Annotated in this window: 12 protein-coding genes; 6 read left to right on the top strand and 6 right to left on the bottom strand. The window is 66.9% G+C overall.

All coding sequences use genetic code 11. The features are described from left to right. Positions 1-4 precede the first annotated feature (4 nt). Positions 5-1732 carry a DUF262 domain-containing protein gene (locus C2868_RS07715; RefSeq protein WP_103663113.1) on the bottom strand — a complete coding sequence of 576 codons (1728 nt, stop codon included), beginning with the start codon at positions 1730-1732 and terminating at the stop codon, positions 5-7. Positions 1733-2016: 284 nt separating this feature from the next. After that, positions 2017-3441, bottom strand: coding sequence for a type I glutamate--ammonia ligase (gene glnA / locus C2868_RS07710; RefSeq protein ID WP_100813165.1), 1425 nt, complete (start codon positions 3439-3441; stop codon positions 2017-2019). A gap of 135 nt (positions 3442-3576) precedes the next feature. Between glnA and C2868_RS07705 the strand changes: the two genes are divergently transcribed. Beyond that, a complete protein-coding gene (locus tag C2868_RS07705; RefSeq protein ID WP_258034419.1) occupies positions 3577-3972 on the top strand; it encodes an RDD family protein in 396 nt (131 codons plus the stop codon). Positions 3973-3988: 16 nt separating this feature from the next. Here the strand turns inward: C2868_RS07705 and C2868_RS07700 are convergent, their stop codons facing one another. Next, positions 3989-4696, bottom strand: coding sequence for a DUF4191 domain-containing protein (locus C2868_RS07700; protein WP_100810674.1), 708 nt, complete (start codon positions 4694-4696; stop codon positions 3989-3991). A 155-nt stretch (positions 4697-4851) separates the two neighbouring features. Here C2868_RS07700 and C2868_RS07695 point away from each other — a divergent pair, with 155 nt between their 5' ends. Beyond that, a complete protein-coding gene (locus tag C2868_RS07695) occupies positions 4852-6168 on the top strand; it encodes a hypothetical protein (RefSeq protein ID WP_100810675.1) in 1317 nt (438 codons plus the stop codon). A 93-nt stretch (positions 6169-6261) separates the two neighbouring features. Here C2868_RS07695 and sucB read toward each other — a convergent pair whose 3' ends face one another. From sucB to C2868_RS07680, 3 genes are all read right to left on the bottom strand, one after another. Continuing rightward, on the bottom strand, positions 6262-8028 hold the full coding sequence (gene sucB, locus C2868_RS07690; protein ID WP_100810676.1) for a 2-oxoglutarate dehydrogenase, E2 component, dihydrolipoamide succinyltransferase: 1767 nt from the start codon (positions 8026-8028) through the stop codon (positions 6262-6264). Between the two features lie 64 nt (positions 8029-8092). After that, entirely contained in the window at positions 8093-9466 is a 1374-nt protein-coding gene (gene lpdA / locus C2868_RS07685; protein ID WP_100810677.1) for a dihydrolipoyl dehydrogenase, read from the bottom strand. After that, complete coding sequence (locus C2868_RS07680; RefSeq protein WP_100810678.1) at positions 9466-10938, bottom strand: leucyl aminopeptidase; 1473 nt, start codon at positions 10936-10938, stop codon at positions 9466-9468. The genes lpdA and C2868_RS07680 overlap by 1 nt, the downstream gene beginning before the upstream one ends. Before the next feature lie 122 nt (positions 10939-11060). Here C2868_RS07680 and C2868_RS07675 point away from each other — a divergent pair, with 122 nt between their 5' ends. From C2868_RS07675 to C2868_RS07660, 4 genes are all read left to right on the top strand, one after another. After that, positions 11061-11990 (top strand): proteasome assembly chaperone family protein, encoded by a 930-nt coding sequence (locus C2868_RS07675; RefSeq protein WP_100810679.1) that lies wholly within the window; start codon positions 11061-11063, stop codon positions 11988-11990. Between the two features lie 260 nt (positions 11991-12250). Continuing rightward, complete coding sequence (locus C2868_RS07670; RefSeq protein WP_100810680.1) at positions 12251-13618, top strand: RNA polymerase sigma factor; 1368 nt, start codon at positions 12251-12253, stop codon at positions 13616-13618. Between the two features lie 3 nt (positions 13619-13621). After that, positions 13622-14905 (top strand): MurT ligase domain-containing protein, encoded by a 1284-nt coding sequence (locus C2868_RS07665; RefSeq protein WP_103663111.1) that lies wholly within the window; start codon positions 13622-13624, stop codon positions 14903-14905. Beyond that, positions 14902-15660: a hypothetical protein gene (locus tag C2868_RS07660; RefSeq protein ID WP_100810682.1), complete on the top strand. Its 759-nt coding sequence runs from the start codon at positions 14902-14904 to the stop codon at positions 15658-15660. The genes C2868_RS07665 and C2868_RS07660 overlap by 4 nt, the downstream gene beginning before the upstream one ends. Positions 15661-15673 lie beyond the last annotated feature (13 nt).

The following is a 15673-nucleotide window of genomic DNA, read 5'->3' as shown; positions in this document are numbered from 1 at the left end:
TCGGTCACGCTGCGACCTCCGACGTCTGCAGGTACGGGGCGACGGCTTCGAGGATCGCCTTCAGATAGCTCTCGCGGTCGGCGGCTCCCCAGAAGTGAATCTGCTGGTCGTCGGCATCGGTGTAGTACTTGAGAAACACGTTGCGGGTGCACGGCGGAATATATGAGCCGGCTTTGTCCCGAGCGAGAATCTCCCGACGCTTAACCTCGAACGTCGAGTTGCTGAGTGCGCTGTTGTCGCCGCTTGCCAGCAACGCCAGGTTCGCCAGTGAGTGCACGTTCTCTCCCCGGCGAGTCGATTCGTCCGTGAGGGCATCCTCGACGGCGGCCTTCACCGCGTCGAAGCGGACGCCGACTCCGTGCACCTGCTGCTCCGCGATCATCCCGAGCACGTCGTCGATCTCGGAGAGGAGTTCGGCGCGGACGGCGCTCTCGAGCGTCGGCAGGTCCTCCACGACATCGCGCTGTAGCAGGAGCCACTCGCGCCAGATCTTCTCGTCGCGCCGGAGTTCCTTGGCGTTCTGCGCATGGATGTGCTCCAGCGACCAGGAGCCGCGTGAGTGGGCGTTGAAGGAGTACCGGGCAGTGTCGTCCTTACGGGCGCGAACTGTCTCCACGTTCATCAGCAGCAAGACCTCGTTACATTTCGCGCTCCTCGTGTCGTAATCCAGTGCGCCGAGGTCCTCCTCCGTCAGGTCGAGCACATCACGGATTCGGCCGTCGAGGGCCTCATGCAACTGCGGTTTGGTGAGGCCATCGGCCAAATTCACGAGCTGGCCGAAGGTGTCGCTTCCGACCTGGATCAGGAATCCGACCTTGTGGAAGACTTGGCGGTCGTCGTGCCAGCCGAGGATCAGCGAATGCAGCTTCACGACTCGGTCCCAGAATGCCTGCGCACCTGCGGTGATCTCGTTCCTCAGCGTTTCGAACGTGTAGTAGCGAGGGCGGTACCGACCGGAAGGCCTCCCGCCGATCTGATCGGCGAGAGTGTCGAGGACGAGCCCGATGTGGGTTGCCTCGTTCTCGTGTCGGCCTGTGATGAACGACCACACCTCTGGCGCGCGAAGTTCCCGCTCGAACTGGTCCCACTGCGCGGCGATCTGCTCGCTCTTGTCTGAGTATCCAGGACGCGCGCGGCTGTTTGCCAACACGAGCGCCTTGACGAGTTCGGCGTCAGTCAACGGGATCCGCCCGACGTTCAGCCGGGTGAACAGGGTGATGGAGTCGAGATCTTGCGATGCCTCATACCAGATCACTTTGACCGAGTCGAAGAGGTAGCCGTAGAACTTGTTGGCGACGTGCTGAGTGCGATGCTCCCACGCCTCGAACCATGTGCGGATTCGTTCGTACGCTCCGAAGATGTGGTGGAAGTCGATGTTCTCGTCCTTGTGGTCGGCCATCGGCGACCGTAGGAACTCTTGGCTACCGGGGCGTGTCTCGTACTCGATCGAGTAGCCAGCGCCGGCGCTCTGCAGCCCCTGATCCCGCATGTACTGGAAGATCAGGTACAGAGTGGTGAACCGCTGCTGGCCGTCGATGAGTTCCCACCGACCGTCGGCCATCTGCTTTACGACCACGGGCTGGAGGTAGTACGGTGCGCCGTTGCTCTCCCAAATGTCTGCGAGGAGACGGTCCACCTCGTCAGGACCCCAACGGTAGCCCCGCTGATAACCGGGAACGAAGAAGGCTCCTGTGACGTCACCGACTGCTCGCGGTTCAAGAATCGCATCCACTTGTCCACGCTAGTGGAGCCCCCCGACGCTCGGTCGACCAGCTCGCCGACGAGAGGGGAAGCACTTGTGCGCTGCCTGACCTTTGACCACCTGGATCTCCGAAGGGTGGAGGGGTCTCGCTCAAGCAGCTCGTGCGCCGCTGTCCGAAAACCTGTCCGTTTACTCCCCGTAGCCGTCCGTAAACGTCCAGAGATAGACTGAGCCCCAGACGACGATTGCCGTCTGGGGCTCAGTAAATTGCTGGGCTCAGAGACCGGAAGTGTGGCTCTGAGGGCCTCCCGGAATCAGACGCCGAAGTACAGCTCGTACTCGAACGGGTGCGGACGTGCCGCGATCGGCTTGATCTCGTTCTCGATCTTGTACTCGATCCAGGTCTCGATCAGCTCGGGCGTGAACACGCCACCCGCGAGCAGGAAGTCCTGGTCGGCGCGCAGCGCCTCGAGCGAGTCGAGCAGCGAGTTCGGAACCTGCGGGATGTTCTTCGCTTCCTCGGGGGGAAGCTCGTACAGGTCCTTGTCAACGGGCTCGTGCGGCTCGATGCGGTTCTTGATGCCGTCGAGGCCGGCCATCATCTGCGCCGCGAAGGCGAGATACGGGTTGCCCGAGGCATCCGGCGCGCGGAACTCGATGCGCTTGGCCTTGGGGTTCGATCCCGTAATGGGGATACGGATGGCCGCCGAGCGGTTACCGGCCGAGTAGACCAGGTTGACCGGGGCCTCGTAGCCCTTGACCAGACGCTTGTACGAGTTGATCGTCGGGTTGGTGAAGGCGAGCACGGCGGGCGCGTGCGCCAGCAGGCCACCGATGTACCAACGGGCGATGTCGGACAGGCCGCCGTAGCCGTTCTCGTCGTAGAAGAGGGGCTTGCCGTCGAGCCACAGCGACTGGTGCGTGTGCATGCCGGAACCGTTGTCACCGAAGAGAGGCTTGGGCATGAAGGTCGCGACCTTGCCCCACTGCTCCGAGGTGTTCTTGACGATGTACTTGAACTTCAGGATGTCGTCCGCCGAGTGCACCATGGTGTCGAAGCGGTAGTTGATCTCCTGCTGACCGCCCGTACCGACCTCGTGGTGCGAGCGCTCGAGGATGAAACCGGCCTCGATGAGCTTCAGCGTGATGTCGTCACGCAGGTCGGCCGTCTTGTCGACGGGGCTGACCGGGAAGTAACCACCCTTGTACGGGGTCTTGTTGGCGAGGTTTCCGCCCTCTTCGGCGCGACCGGTGTTCCAGGCGCCTTCCTCGGAGTCGACGCTGTAGAAGCTGGAGTTCTGCTTCACTTCGTAGCGCACGTCGTCGAAGATGTAGAACTCGGCCTCGGGGGCGAAGAACGCGGTGTCGGCGATGCCGGTCGAGGCGAGGTACTTCTCAGCCTTCTTGGCGACCTGACGCGGGTCCTTGTGGTAAATCTCGCCGGTGCGCGGGTTGTAGATGTCGAAGATCATGATGAGCGTCTTCGCCTCGCGGAACTGGTCGAGGTACGCCGTCGACACATCCGGAATCAGCTGCATGTCCGACTCGTGGATGTTCGCGAATCCTCGGATGGAGGAGCCGTCGAACAGCTGGCCGACGGTAAAGAATTCCTCGTCGACCGTGGAAGCGGGGATGTTGAAGTGCTGCTGAACACCAGGAAGATCCGTGAACCGGATGTCGAGGAACTTGACGTCCTCGTCCTTGATGAACTTCAACACCTCGGATGAGTCTTTGAACATTCTGGCTCCAGAGGTAGGGCATTCGGGAACTGCCGCCCGCGATGCGGGCTGTCCTAGCAACCTATCGAAGAGGAGTTGCTCGACCATGACACTAATGTTTCCGGCATGTTACGCGCGGCTGGATACGCTGGTCCGGTGACATCGACTGCTCCCGACGCCTATCCCGGTCAACGCCTCGGTTTGCCGCGGGATGGTGCGGGTTCCGTCGCCCGCGTCGGACGCCGTATCGGGGCCCTCGTGATCGACTACGGCGCCGCATATCTGATTTCAGGTTTCTTCGCGTTCGACGCGCTGGCGATCTTGGCGATCTTCGGCGCAATCCAGATCGTGTTCCTGCCCACGCTGCAGGCGAGTCCCGGCCATCGCATCTTCGGCCTGCGGCTGCAGATGGTCGGCGGGGGATGGGTGGGCCTCTGGCGTCCCATCATCCGGACGCTGCTGCTGATCGTCGTCATACCCGCGGTCATCTGGGATGCCGATCAACGCGGCCTGCACGACAAGGCCGTCGGAACGATCCTCGTCCGCCGCTAGATCACGCCGCCCGCGATCAGCGGGGGCGCGGCGAACGAACCTTCGTGGGGTCGATCCCCTTCGGAATCGGCAGCGAGGCGAGCGACTGCGAGACCGAGTCCACGCGCTTCATCACGGCGACCATCGTGGCCTTGTCGAGCTTGCGGGGGAAGGACTTGATCGTCTTCGCGAGGTCCTTGATCGGAACCTCGCCCGTGCCGTGACCGACGTAGATGACGTGGACCGGCACGCCGTTCGCAACACGGTTGACCTTCGAGCGCTCCTCGTTGACGAGCCGCTGCAGGCGCCCGTGCGAGCCCTCGCCGATGACGACGACGCCGCCGCGGCCGATGGCGCGGTAGACGGCATCCTGCGTCTTCGGGTTGACGCCCACGGGAGTCTCGGATGCGGTCCAGCTGCGTCCGAGGAACGTGGTGATGACGTGGCCGACGGCCCCGGGCATCCCGTCGATCTGGTTGTACATCGCGCGCGTCGAGAGGCGCGTCATGGTCATGAGGGCGGCCAGGACGCCCGCGAGGAAGCCCGTGACGCCCCAGAGCAAGATGTTCCACCACTGTGGCTGGATCAGGAACGCGAGCACGATGCCGAGGCCCGTTGTCACGGTGAAGATACCCGCGAGCAGCCACGGAAGGAAGCCGAACGCGCGACGCGTGTAGCTGTAGAGACTCTTGATCTGGGAGAAGAACCCGGGACGCTTCTCGGGTGCCGCGCTGCGTGCTGCCATACCTTCCAGCCTACTTGTCGCGAGCCCGCAGTTGCTCCCGGCGGCGTCGCTCCGTTTCCGGTTCTCGGCCCTCCACAGCCCGCCGAATGCGGGGTTCGGCCACCGATCCGTGCAGGGGGACTCGATGCCGTACGTCTCTGGGACAACGTTGAGGGATGACATCCGCCCCGGTGACCGAGGACCCGCTGACGGGCGCTGTGCTCCGGATGCGTCGGGTGAGCGAGCCCGAGGCGCCCTTCCCGGGATGGTTGGCACGCGTGGACGACACCGTGGTTCAGCTCGTCGACACGGCTGACCTACGCGGATGGCCGGGTTGGCGATCGCGCGGAGGACACATCCTCGCTGTCCACGATGTCGTGCGTACTGTGGCGGGCGATGAGGGACTCCGCGACGCTCGGCGAGGCGAGCGCGGTCGAGGCGGACACGAGGCCGTCCTGCCCTGGTGCGTCGAGCGCGTCGACACGTTCTTGGCACGCAGGAGCGCGGGTGGCGCCGAGCTGAGCGCGGGCGAGGTCATCACGATCGTCGTGAGCCTCTTGCGGGGGTGCGGGGCTGCGCGCGGCACCATCCTGAACGGTGCCTGGTGGCTGACACAAGACGGCACGCCGACCTTCGTCTGCGATACCCAGGACTCGGACGACTCGATCGGCCATTCGGCGGCCTCGATCCTCGAGCGCTTGGCGCAATCGCGAATCGTCACGACCCCGTGGCGTCTGGATGAGATCGCCGGGGTCCTGCGCGCTGATGACGACAGCGGGGATGCCGAGGCGCACCTGTTCGCGATAGCTCAGCCCGAACCCCTCGTGCTCGCGCCGCTGATCCCCCGGCGGGCGTCCGATGCGCGCCGGGCGGCTTCGATCGATGTCATCGAGCCCGAGCGGCGGGCGTCCGCTCTCGGTCGCCTGCTGCGTCGGCACGTCGACTCCGGCGTGGGCGAGATGGTGTCGGACGCGCTCGAGGCGGCGCGCCGCGGCACGGAGCGTGCGCGCGGCAGGGTTGCTCGACCGTGGCTGGTCGCGGCCGGCATCGCGGGTGTGATCGTCGTGGGCGGGCTGGCGTGGCCGACGTCCACCGCACCGCCCGCGAACGCCCGGCCCGTCGCATCCGATTCGCCCGTGACACCGTCACCGGACGCCCTGACATCGGGCGCGGCGACTCCGGATGCTGTGGGTGAGGCAACATCCGATGATCCGGTGCGGGCACTCGAAGCTGCCTTGGACGTCCTCGGCGCCTGCGCCGAAGAGTCGTGCGGGGCGGAGTGGTTCGAGGATTCACCCGCTCCGCAGGTGCCGCCCGGTGCGGTCGACCTGCCCTCCGCCGACCGGACGGTCGAGCTGCTGGACGACCTCGGGGGAGTGGCGATCCTGAGCGTCACCGGTGTCGATGGCACTGTTCCTGCTCAGCTCGTCGTGCTCGTGCGCACAGACGAGCGGTGGGTGATCCGTGATGTGCGAGATGTCGAAGGACCATGAACGCGAAACGCCCCGACATCGCTGTCGGGGCGTTTCGGCGAGAGAACCGCGTGCTTCGGCGCAAAAACGCCGAGCGCGCGAGAACGCGTTTGCTCAGATGCCGAGATTCGCGGCGAACTCCGCAGCCTCGAGGCGCGCCTTGACGGCACCCAGGAATCGAGCGGCGTCGGCTCCGTCGATGATGCGGTGGTCATACGAGAGCGCGAGGTACACGATCGAGCGAACGCCGATCGCCTCGACACCGTCGACCTTGACCACGCCCGGGCGCTTGACGACGATTCCCGTACCGAGGATCGCCGACTGCGGCAGGAACACCACGGGGGTGTCGAACAGGGCGCCCCGCGATCCGGTGTTGGTCAACGTGAACGTGCCGCCACCGAGCTCGTCGGGCTTGAGCTTGTTGTCGCGCGTGCGGGCTGCCAGATCCGCGATCTCGTGAGCGATCTGGGCGATGTTCTTCGAAGCCGCATCGCGCAGGACCGGCGTCAGCAGGCCCCGTTCGGTGTCGACCGCGATCGAGAGGTTCTCGGACGCCGGGTACACGATCGTGTCGCCGTCGACCGTGGCGTTGACGATCGGGAACGCCTGCAGCGCCTCGGCCGAGGCCAGAGCGAAGAAGGGCAGGAACGACAGCTTGTCGGACGTCTTCTTCTGGAAGTCGACCTTGACGCTGTCGCGGAACGCGGCCAGCTTCGTGACGTCGACCTCGACGACCGTCGTCAGCTGCGCCGTGGCCTGCATCGACGCAACGGCACGCTCGGCGAGGACCTTGCGCAGGCGCGACATCTTCTGAGTCGTGCCGCGCAGCGGCGATACCTCGAGGGCGGGTGCCTTCTGGGCGGCGGGAGCGGCCGGAGCTGCGCTGGCCGACTCGGCGGCCTTCAGGACATCCTCCTTGCGGATGCGTCCTCCCACACCCGTGCCGGTGACGCTGGCCAGGTCGACGCCCTGCTGCTGCGCGAGACGGCGCACGAGCGGGGTGACGTACGTGCGGTCGTCAGACGAATCCGACGACGGCGCGGGGGCAGCCGGAGCTGCCGGCGCTGCCGGAGCGACGGCCGGCGCAGCCGCGGCCGGGGCCGGCTCCGGCTCGGGTGCCTGCTGTGCGGTCTGAGTCGCGGGAACGTCTGCCTCGACCGGCTTCTCGGTCGAGGGGGCCTCAGGCTCGGTCACGGGCTCAGCGGCGGGAGCCGCCGGAGCGGCGGCGGCGGGAGCACCACTGCCGATCTTGGCCAGGACGGCGCCGACGGCAATTGTCTCGTCCTCGGCCGCAACGATCTCCTGCAGGATGCCGGCCACGGGGGACGGGATCTCGGTGTCGACCTTGTCGGTCGAGATCTCGAGGAGCGGCTCGTCGACGGCGACCTCGTCGCCGACGCTCTTGAGCCAGCGCGTGACCGTACCCTCGGTCACGGACTCGCCGAGCTCGGGAAGCACGACGGACGTGCTCGACTCGCTCGACGCACCGACAGCGGCGGGCTGCGCGGCGGCGTTGCCGGCCGGTTCGGCGTCAGCAACGAGCTCGGGCTCAGCCGGAGCTTCGACGACCTTCTCCTCGGCGGGCGCCTCGGCCTCCGCGGGAGCGGATGCCTCGGGTGCTGCGTCCCCGGAAGGCTGGGCACTGCCATCGCCGATCTTGGCGAGCAGGCCGCCGACCTCGACGGTCTCGTCCTCCTGCACCAGGATCTCTTCGAGGATGCCGCTGACGGGGGAGGGGATCTCGGTGTCGACCTTGTCGGTCGAGATCTCGAGCAAGCCCTCATCGGCCTTGACCTCGTCTCCCACCTGCTTCAGCCAGCGGGTGACCGTACCCTCGGTAACGCTCTCGCCGAGAGCGGGGAGGACGACGGATGTGCTCATGACGATGTCTCCTTAAGGACGAAACTGTCGTTGTCTAGCTTAGTGAGGCCGCGGACCGGCATTGCTAAAGCGCGTGCAAGGGTCGGCCCGCGAGTGCGAGGAATGCTTCGCCGAGCGCTTCGCTCTGCGTGGGATGGGCGTGCACGTACGGCGCGACATCGTCCGGGTGCGCTTCCCATCCGACGATGAGCTGCGCCTCGGCGATCAACTCGCCGACGCGTGCACCGATCATGTGGACGCCGATGACGGGCCCGTCGACAGCTCGCACGACCCGGACGAGTCCGCCGGTGCCGATGATCTCGCTGCGCGCATTGCCGGCCAGGTTGTAATCGAACGAGGTGACCTTCTCGGCGCCCAGCTCGGCGATCGCTTCGGCGAGTGTCGACCCGACCGACGCGACCTCGGGATCGCTGTACGTGATGCGAGGAATGTGACGCTCGGGCACGGTGACGGCGGGAAGTCCGGCCATCCGCTCGGCGGCGAAGATGCCCTGCGCGAAGCTGCGGTGCGCCAGCTGGAGACCACGCACGATGTCTCCGACCGCCCACACACCGGGAACGGATGTCTGCAGATCGTCGTCCACGACCACGAAGTCGCCCTCGAGCGTGACTCCCGCCTCTTCCAGCCCGAGGCCCGCCGTGCTCGGGCCGCGTCCGATCGCCACGAGCAGGTAGTCGGCCTCGAGTTCGGTGCCGTCCTCCAGCCGCACGGTCACCGCATCATCGCTCTGTGTCGCCGAAGCGAACCGCGAGCCCAGACGCATCTCGATCCCGCGCTTGCGGAACGCACGCTCGAGCCCCTTGCTCATCGCCTCGTCCTCTTGCGGGACGAGCCGCGGGAGGGCCTCGACGATGGTGACGTCGACACCGAACGAGCGCCACAGGCTCGCGAACTCGACGCCGATCACGCCGCCACCGAGGATGATCACGCGGCGGGGGATCTCGGGTAGCTCGAGCGCGTGCTCGCTGGTGAGGATCCGGCCGCCGATCTCGAGCCCCGGGATCGTCTTGGAGTATGCCCCCGTCGCGATGAGCACGTTCTTGCCGCGGTACACGTCCGCACCCACGCGTACGCCGAGGTCGTCCTGCAGGTGACCCTCGCCGTCGATCACAGTGATCCCGCGCGCCGAGATGAGGCCCTTGAGTCCGGCGAACTTCTTGGCGACGATCTTCTCCCGGTACGAGCGCAGGCCGTTCGCATCGATTCCGGTGAGGGATGCATCGACGCCGATCTCGCTCGCCGACCGCACCGCATCGGCGACCTCGGCGGCGTGGAGAAGCGCCTTCGTGGGGATGCAGCCGCGGTGCAGGCAGGTGCCGCCGAGCTTGTCGCGCTCGATGATGGCGACCTTCGCACCGAGTTCGGATGCGCGGATCGCCGCGGAGTATCCGCCGCTGCCGCCGCCGAGCACGACCAGGTCGAATGCGTGCTCGGCCATCAGCGGGCTCCTCTCGCGACGAATTCGATCAGGGAGCTGACGCTGGCCCCCGTCGGGCCCTTGTCGGTGGCGCCGTACGCCCCGCCCTTGTTCATGCCGACGCCGGCGATGTCGAGGTGCACCCACGGTATCGTCGGCGCGCCCTCGTCATCCGAAACCGGTCCGATGAAGTGCTGCAGGAACAGCCCGGCGAAGAGCGAACCGCCCGCGGGGTCACCGATCTTGGCGTTCACCAGGTCGGCGATGGGGGAGTCGAGATCGTCGCGCATGTGGGCGGGCAGCGGCAGCCGCCAGGCGAGTTCACCGGCGCGCTCAGCGGCCGCGAGATATTCGGCGACCGGTGCGTCATCGCCCATGACCCCGGCGTAGCGCGTGCCGAGCGCAACGCTGATGGCGCCGGTGAGCGTCGCGACGTCGACGATGACGTCCGGGTGCTCACGGGATGCAGCGACGAGGCCATCGGCGAGAACGAGGCGACCCTCGGCATCCGTGTTCAGCACTTCGATGGTCGTTCCGTCGAGTGCGGTGAGCACGTCGCCCGGGCGCGTCGCGCGGCCCGACGGCATGTTGTCGGCGATGCAGAGGTAGCTCGTCACGCGAACCGGAAGAGCGAGTTCGGCCGCGGCTCTGACGACAGAGAGCGCGACGGCCGCGCCGCACATGTCGTACTTCATTCCGACCATCGATCCGGCGGGCTTGAGCGACAGGCCGCCGGTGTCGAACGTGATGCCCTTGCCGACGATCGCGACGTGTCGCGACGCGTCGGCGGGCGCGTAGTCCATCCGGACGAAACGCGGCGGGCGGTCCGAGCCCTTGCCGACCCCGAGGATCGCGCCGAACCCCTCGGCCCCGAGTGCCTCCTCGTCGAGCACCGTGACCTCGACGGGCAGGTGTTCGACCTCTGCGACCGCTCGGGCCGCGAGATCCGCGGGGCCGAGGCGGTCGGCGGGAATGGCGACGAGGTCCTTGACGAGCGCCACCGCGTCGACGACCACCTGGGCGGCGCGGACATCCGCGTCCCCCACCTCCTCGGTCGAAACGATGATCACACGGACGGCGCGGCGCTTGCCGCCGCCCTTCTTGTAGGACGCGAACGTGTACCCGCCGAGGCCGGCGCCCTCGGCGATCGCTCGCCACGTGCCTTCGGGGGCGCCCGGTGCGTGCACGGCGACCGATTCGACCTGACCGAGCGCGCGGATGCCTGCGCCCGCCGCATCCCGGTAAGCGCTGCTCTGCGGTGCAGAACCCATACCCGCAACGGCGAGCGAACCGCCCGCCGCGCCCGCCAGGGGCACTCGGACGAATGACCCGGGAGCGCCCGAGAACTCGATCGAACGCAGCGCGTCGGCGAGCCCGGGCCAACCGGAAAGGTCGGGGCCGTCGTCGGTCAACGGGGGAAGGATGAGGAGCGAGACATCCGCATCGAGGTCTGTCGCTGAGGCGGGAAGATACGAGATCTGCGGCGTCGGCATATGGACCATCCTAGGTCGGCCTCCGGGCCGGGGCCGATGCCCCGCGCGGGGCGTCGCGGTGTTCGCTGTGAGCGCGACGGCTCAACGCGACCCGACGCGCCGACGGCTCGTAGAGTGGAGGCATGCCACCGTTCGGACCTCTTTACGCGTCGTCTCCTGACGTTCCCGAGGTGCCGCGCGGCTTGCCCCTGGTGGTCGCGCTGACAGGCTTCACGGACGCGGGAAGTGCCGTCGCTCAGTCGATTGACGTGCTGCGCGACAGCGTCGACAACACGCCGGTCGCGACTTTCTCGAACGACGCACTGCTCGACTACCGGGCCCGACGTCCCGTGGTGTCTTTCGATCAGGATCATCTGACGGACTACGTGCCTCCGCGCCTCGAACTGGCTCTGGCCCGCGACGTCATCGGTCAGCCGTTCCTGACGCTGACGGGGTACGAGCCGGACTTCGCGTGGGATGCGTTCACCCACGGTGTCATCGAGCTCGCCACGTCGCTGGGCGTCTCGTCCGTGACGTGGGTGCACGCGATCGCCATGCCGGTGCCGCATACCCGACCCATCGGCACGACGGTCAGTGGCAATCGGGCCGACCTCATCTCGGCTCACTCGGTCTGGCAGCCGCACACGCAGGTGCCCGCGACCGTCGGTCATCTGCTCGAGATGCGATTCATCGAGCAGGGCATCAGCACGTCGAGCTTCGTGATGCTCGTGCCGCACTACCTCGCCGATGCGGAGTTCCCGGCCGCCGCCATCGCTGCGCTCGAGAGCATCACACTCGGCAGCGGGATCGCCCTGCCGACCGAGGATCTGCGAGAAGAGAATCTCGGATTCCTGGCGAAGGTCGATGAGCAGATCGCCGCGAACGACGAGCTCGCCACGATGCTCGAGAACCTCGAAGCGCGCTACGACCAGTACATGGCCGGATCGCCGTTGCGCTCCTCTTCAATCGGTGAGTTCGACCTGCCCAGCGCGGACGAACTCGCTGCCGAGCTCGAGCGGTACCTGGCCTCGCGCCCGGCGGGCGACGACGAGAAGCACACCGGCCTGTCCTGAGGCTCGGAACTGTCGTGCCATGAGTGCGAGACCCCTCAGGCGTTCACTCGGGGTTTGCGGGAATGCGTGGGTGCGCTCTCGCGTTGACATGAGTGTCCTAACCTGTGGCTCGCGCCTTGCGCGCAATGTGCCATAATGGACAATCGGACCCGTTGTCAACCATGAGTGATTCGCTCAGGACTTGACAAGGGTCTTACTCGTGCCCGCAAACGACCGGGTGCATCGCATCTCCCAGATGGCGAAGCGTCGGTGAAAGGCGAATTGTGACACCTCCTCGTACCTCCACGAAGGATCCCGTCGAAGAGACGGAGACCACGGCGGTCAAGGCTGCTCCGCGCGCCCGCAAGGCCCCGGCGGCCAAGGCCACAACCAAGGCCCCCGCAAAGACGGCTGCCAAGCCCGCTGCTGCCAAAGCAGCGCCCGCCAAGGCCAAGGCGAAGACCTCGAAGGCCGTCGACGAAGACGTCGACGACGATATCGAGCCCGACGAAGAGATCGACGTCGAGGTGGATGTCGCCGACGACGACGAGACCGCTGCGCCGGCGGCCGCCAAGGCCGAATCATCCGATTCTTCCGATGACTCCTCCGATGACGACGACGACGAAGAGGGCACCAAGAAGCCCGCGTTCAGCGAGCCGCTGCCCACGGGCGCGATCGTCATCTCGTCGAGCGACGAGGACGACGTTCCCGTGTACTCGGCGCAGATCACCGGTGCGACCGCGGATCCCGTCAAGGACTACCTGAAGCAGATCGGTAAGGTTCCTCTGCTGAACGCGGCGGAAGAGGTCGAACTCGCCATGCGCATCGAGGCGGGCCTGTTCGCCGAAGAGAAGCTGTCGGTTCTGAGCGACGTCGAGAAGCGATCGCAGCTCGGTCGCGACCTGACCTGGGTGGCGAAGGACGGCCAGCGTGCCAAGTCGCACCTGCTCGGCGCGAACCTGCGTCTGGTCGTCTCGCTGGCCAAGCGGTACACCGGTCGCGGCATGCAGTTCCTGGACCTGATCCAGGAGGGCAACCTCGGTCTGATCCGCGCGGTCGAGAAGTTCGACTACACCAAGGGCTTCAAGTTCTCGACGTATGCCACCTGGTGGATCCGTCAGGCGATCACGCGCGCCATGGCCGACCAGGCCCGCACCATCCGTATCCCGGTGCACATGGTCGAGGTCATCAACAAGCTCGCCCGTGTGCAGCGCCAGATGCTTCAGGACCTGGGTCGCGAACCCACCCCCGAAGAACTCAGCCGTGAGCTCGACATGACTCCCGAGAAGGTCATCGAGGTGCAGAAGTACGGTCGCGAGCCGATCTCTCTGCACACTCCTCTCGGTGAAGACGGCGACAGCGAATTCGGTGACCTCATCGAGGACACCGAGGCTGTCGTGCCGGCGGATGCCGTGGGGTTCACGATGCTGCAGCGTCAGCTCGAGTCGCTCCTGGATTCGCTCAGCGAGCGTGAGGCCGGTGTCATCCGGATGCGCTTCGGCCTGGGCGATGGCATGCCCAAGACCCTCGACCAGATCGGCGACACCTTCGGTGTCACCCGCGAGCGGATCCGCCAGATCGAGTCGAAGACGATGGCGAAGCTGCGGCACCCGTCGCGATCGCAGTCGCTGCGGGACTACCTGGAGTAGGGCGTGCGCAGCGCGATCGGCATCGCCGCCGGGCGGGCCGTGCAGTGGTTGCTGCGCGTGCGCGGGGGCAAGGGCAGCGGTGCGCCGGGGCTCGTCACGAACAAGATCGCTCCGGCGCTCCTGCCACGGGTTCTGGCGTCGTTCCCCGAAGGGCTCGTCGTCGTCAGCGGCACGGCCGGCAAATCGACCACCACGAAGATGGTGGCAGGTCTGCTGCGCGCGCACGGGATGCGGGTCTTCACGAACTCGTCGACCGCCAACCTGCCGCAGGGCATCACCTCGGCGGTCCTCGATCAGGGTGACTGGCGCGGCCGTGTCGACGCAGACATCGCGGTGCTCGAGATGGACGAGGCGTTCGGTGCGCTGATGTCGTCGAGCTTCGCGGCGCGCGTCGTCACGCTGACGAACATCAACCTCGACGACATCGCCCGGTTCGAGTCATCCGACCGGGTCACCCGCCTGCTCACCGCGATCGCGCTCAGGGCCCGATCGGCCGTCGTGCTGAACGCGGACGATGCCTCGCTCTGCACCGTGGCCGAGGCCGTGACGGAGGCGGCACCGACCGTGTCCGTGCGCCGGTTCGGTGTCTCGGCGGGCGTCATGGAGATGCACCCTCACGGGTTGGGTTCGGTCCGCACCACTCAGCATCGGTTGGGTGACGGGCTCGGAACGCGTGTCGCGAGCGTGTCGGGCCGCGATGCCGTCATCGACATCGACCGGGCGCCTCAGCACGTCACCCTCCCCGCGCGCGGAGTGCACTTCGCCGTCGACGCGGCGGCCGCCCTCGAGACAGCGCAGGCCGTACTCGGCGCAGCTTTCGACGCATCCCTCGCCGCCTCGACGCTCTCGACGCTCGACCCCGTTTTCGGGCGCGGCGAGACCGTCGAGATCGCGGGCCAGCAGATCGAGTGCGTGCTCGTGCAGAACACCGCGAGCTTCCAGCTGAACATCCACGCGCTCCGCCCCGGTCTGGAGCGCGTCTTCGTCGGGATCGGCGACGAAGAAGAAGACACCTCGTGGCTCTGGACCGTACGGACACACGCGCTCGGCCGTGTCGACATCGTCGCTGGGCCGAAGGCCGACGCGATGGCGAACCGGCTCGCGTACGACGGTGTGCCCTTCGAGGCCGTCGACGTCGACCTCATCCGCGGGTTCGAGACGTTCCTGGCGCTGCCCGCACCATCGAACGGGGTCAAGACGGTCGTGTTCACCTCGCGCAGCATGCGCAAGATTCGCGGCCACTACGGGCTGACCTCCGAAGAGGTCAAGAAGGCGGGCGTCCGATGAGCACCGTGCTCTCGATTGCATCCCTCTTTCCGGAGCGTCTCAACATCCACGGTGATGCCGAGAACGCGGACGTGCTTCGCGTGCGCGCACGGTGGCGCGGCCTGGATGCCACCGTCTCGACGATCACGAGCGCAGCGGATGTCGCGGGTCTGGTCCCGGACGCGATCACCATCGGCGCGGGTTTCGACGCGGATGCACCCGAGGTCCTCGCTCCGCTGCTCGAGATGCAGGACCAGTTGCGTGCCTGGGTCGAGTCCGGAACCGTCCTGCTCGCGGTGGGACTCGGCTGGGAGATGATGTCGCGCTCGCTCGAGCTGCATCCGGCTCGCCCGCTCACCGGCGTCGGGATCTTCAGCGGGCGCACGATCGTGTCGGAGCGGCACGTGGGCCGGATCTCGATCGACAGCGAATGGGGCGCGCTCACCGGGTACGAGTACCACCTGCGTGACTACGTACCCGGCTCGGACGAGCGGCCCCTCGGGACGGTGGCGTCCGGAACGGGCAACGGCGCAGCGGCCGGTAGCGGTGCCGGCGCGGCGGAGGGCGCCGTGCGAGGAACGGCCTACGGAACGGGCATCCGTGGTCCCGTCCTGGCGCGCAATGGGGCCTTCGCCGACCACCTGCTCGGCCTGGCTGCCGCGCACGCGGGCCTGCAGCTCTCGAACGCCTCTCCTGACGAGCGGTTAACGACAGCGGACGACCATGCCGCAAGAGCGAACATGATCGTCCGTCGCGCGCTCGGCCTGTCGGCCTGAGCGTCGGAGAACT

Origin of the sequence: Microbacterium sp. CJ77, assembly GCF_002911615.1 — a bacterium.
Lineage (GTDB): Bacteria > Actinomycetota > Actinomycetes > Actinomycetales > Microbacteriaceae > Microbacterium.
The sequence above is the reverse complement of the archived record's forward strand: the minus strand, read 5'-3'. Positions and strand labels throughout refer to the sequence as shown.

Bases quoted from the DNA above. Each gene is read 5' to 3' on its own strand.
- sucB (WP_100810676.1), bottom strand. From the start codon at position 8,028: ATGAGCACATCCGTCGTCCTCCCCGCTCTCGGCGAGAGCGTTACCGAG.
- C2868_RS07700 (WP_100810674.1), bottom strand. From the start codon at position 4,696: ATGGCAGCACGCAGCGCGGCACCCGAGAAGCGTCCCGGGTTCTTCTCC.
- C2868_RS07660 (WP_100810682.1), top strand. From the start codon at position 14,902: ATGAGCACCGTGCTCTCGATTGCATCCCTCTTTCCGGAGCGTCTCAAC.
- C2868_RS07675 (WP_100810679.1), top strand. From the start codon at position 11,061: ATGCCACCGTTCGGACCTCTTTACGCGTCGTCTCCTGACGTTCCCGAG.
- lpdA (WP_100810677.1), bottom strand. From the start codon at position 9,466: ATGGCCGAGCACGCATTCGACCTGGTCGTGCTCGGCGGCGGCAGCGGC.
- C2868_RS07695 (WP_100810675.1), top strand. From the start codon at position 4,852: ATGACATCCGCCCCGGTGACCGAGGACCCGCTGACGGGCGCTGTGCTC.
- C2868_RS07680 (WP_100810678.1), bottom strand. From the start codon at position 10,938: ATGCCGACGCCGCAGATCTCGTATCTTCCCGCCTCAGCGACAGACCTC.
- glnA (WP_100813165.1), bottom strand. From the start codon at position 3,441: ATGTTCAAAGACTCATCCGAGGTGTTGAAGTTCATCAAGGACGAGGAC.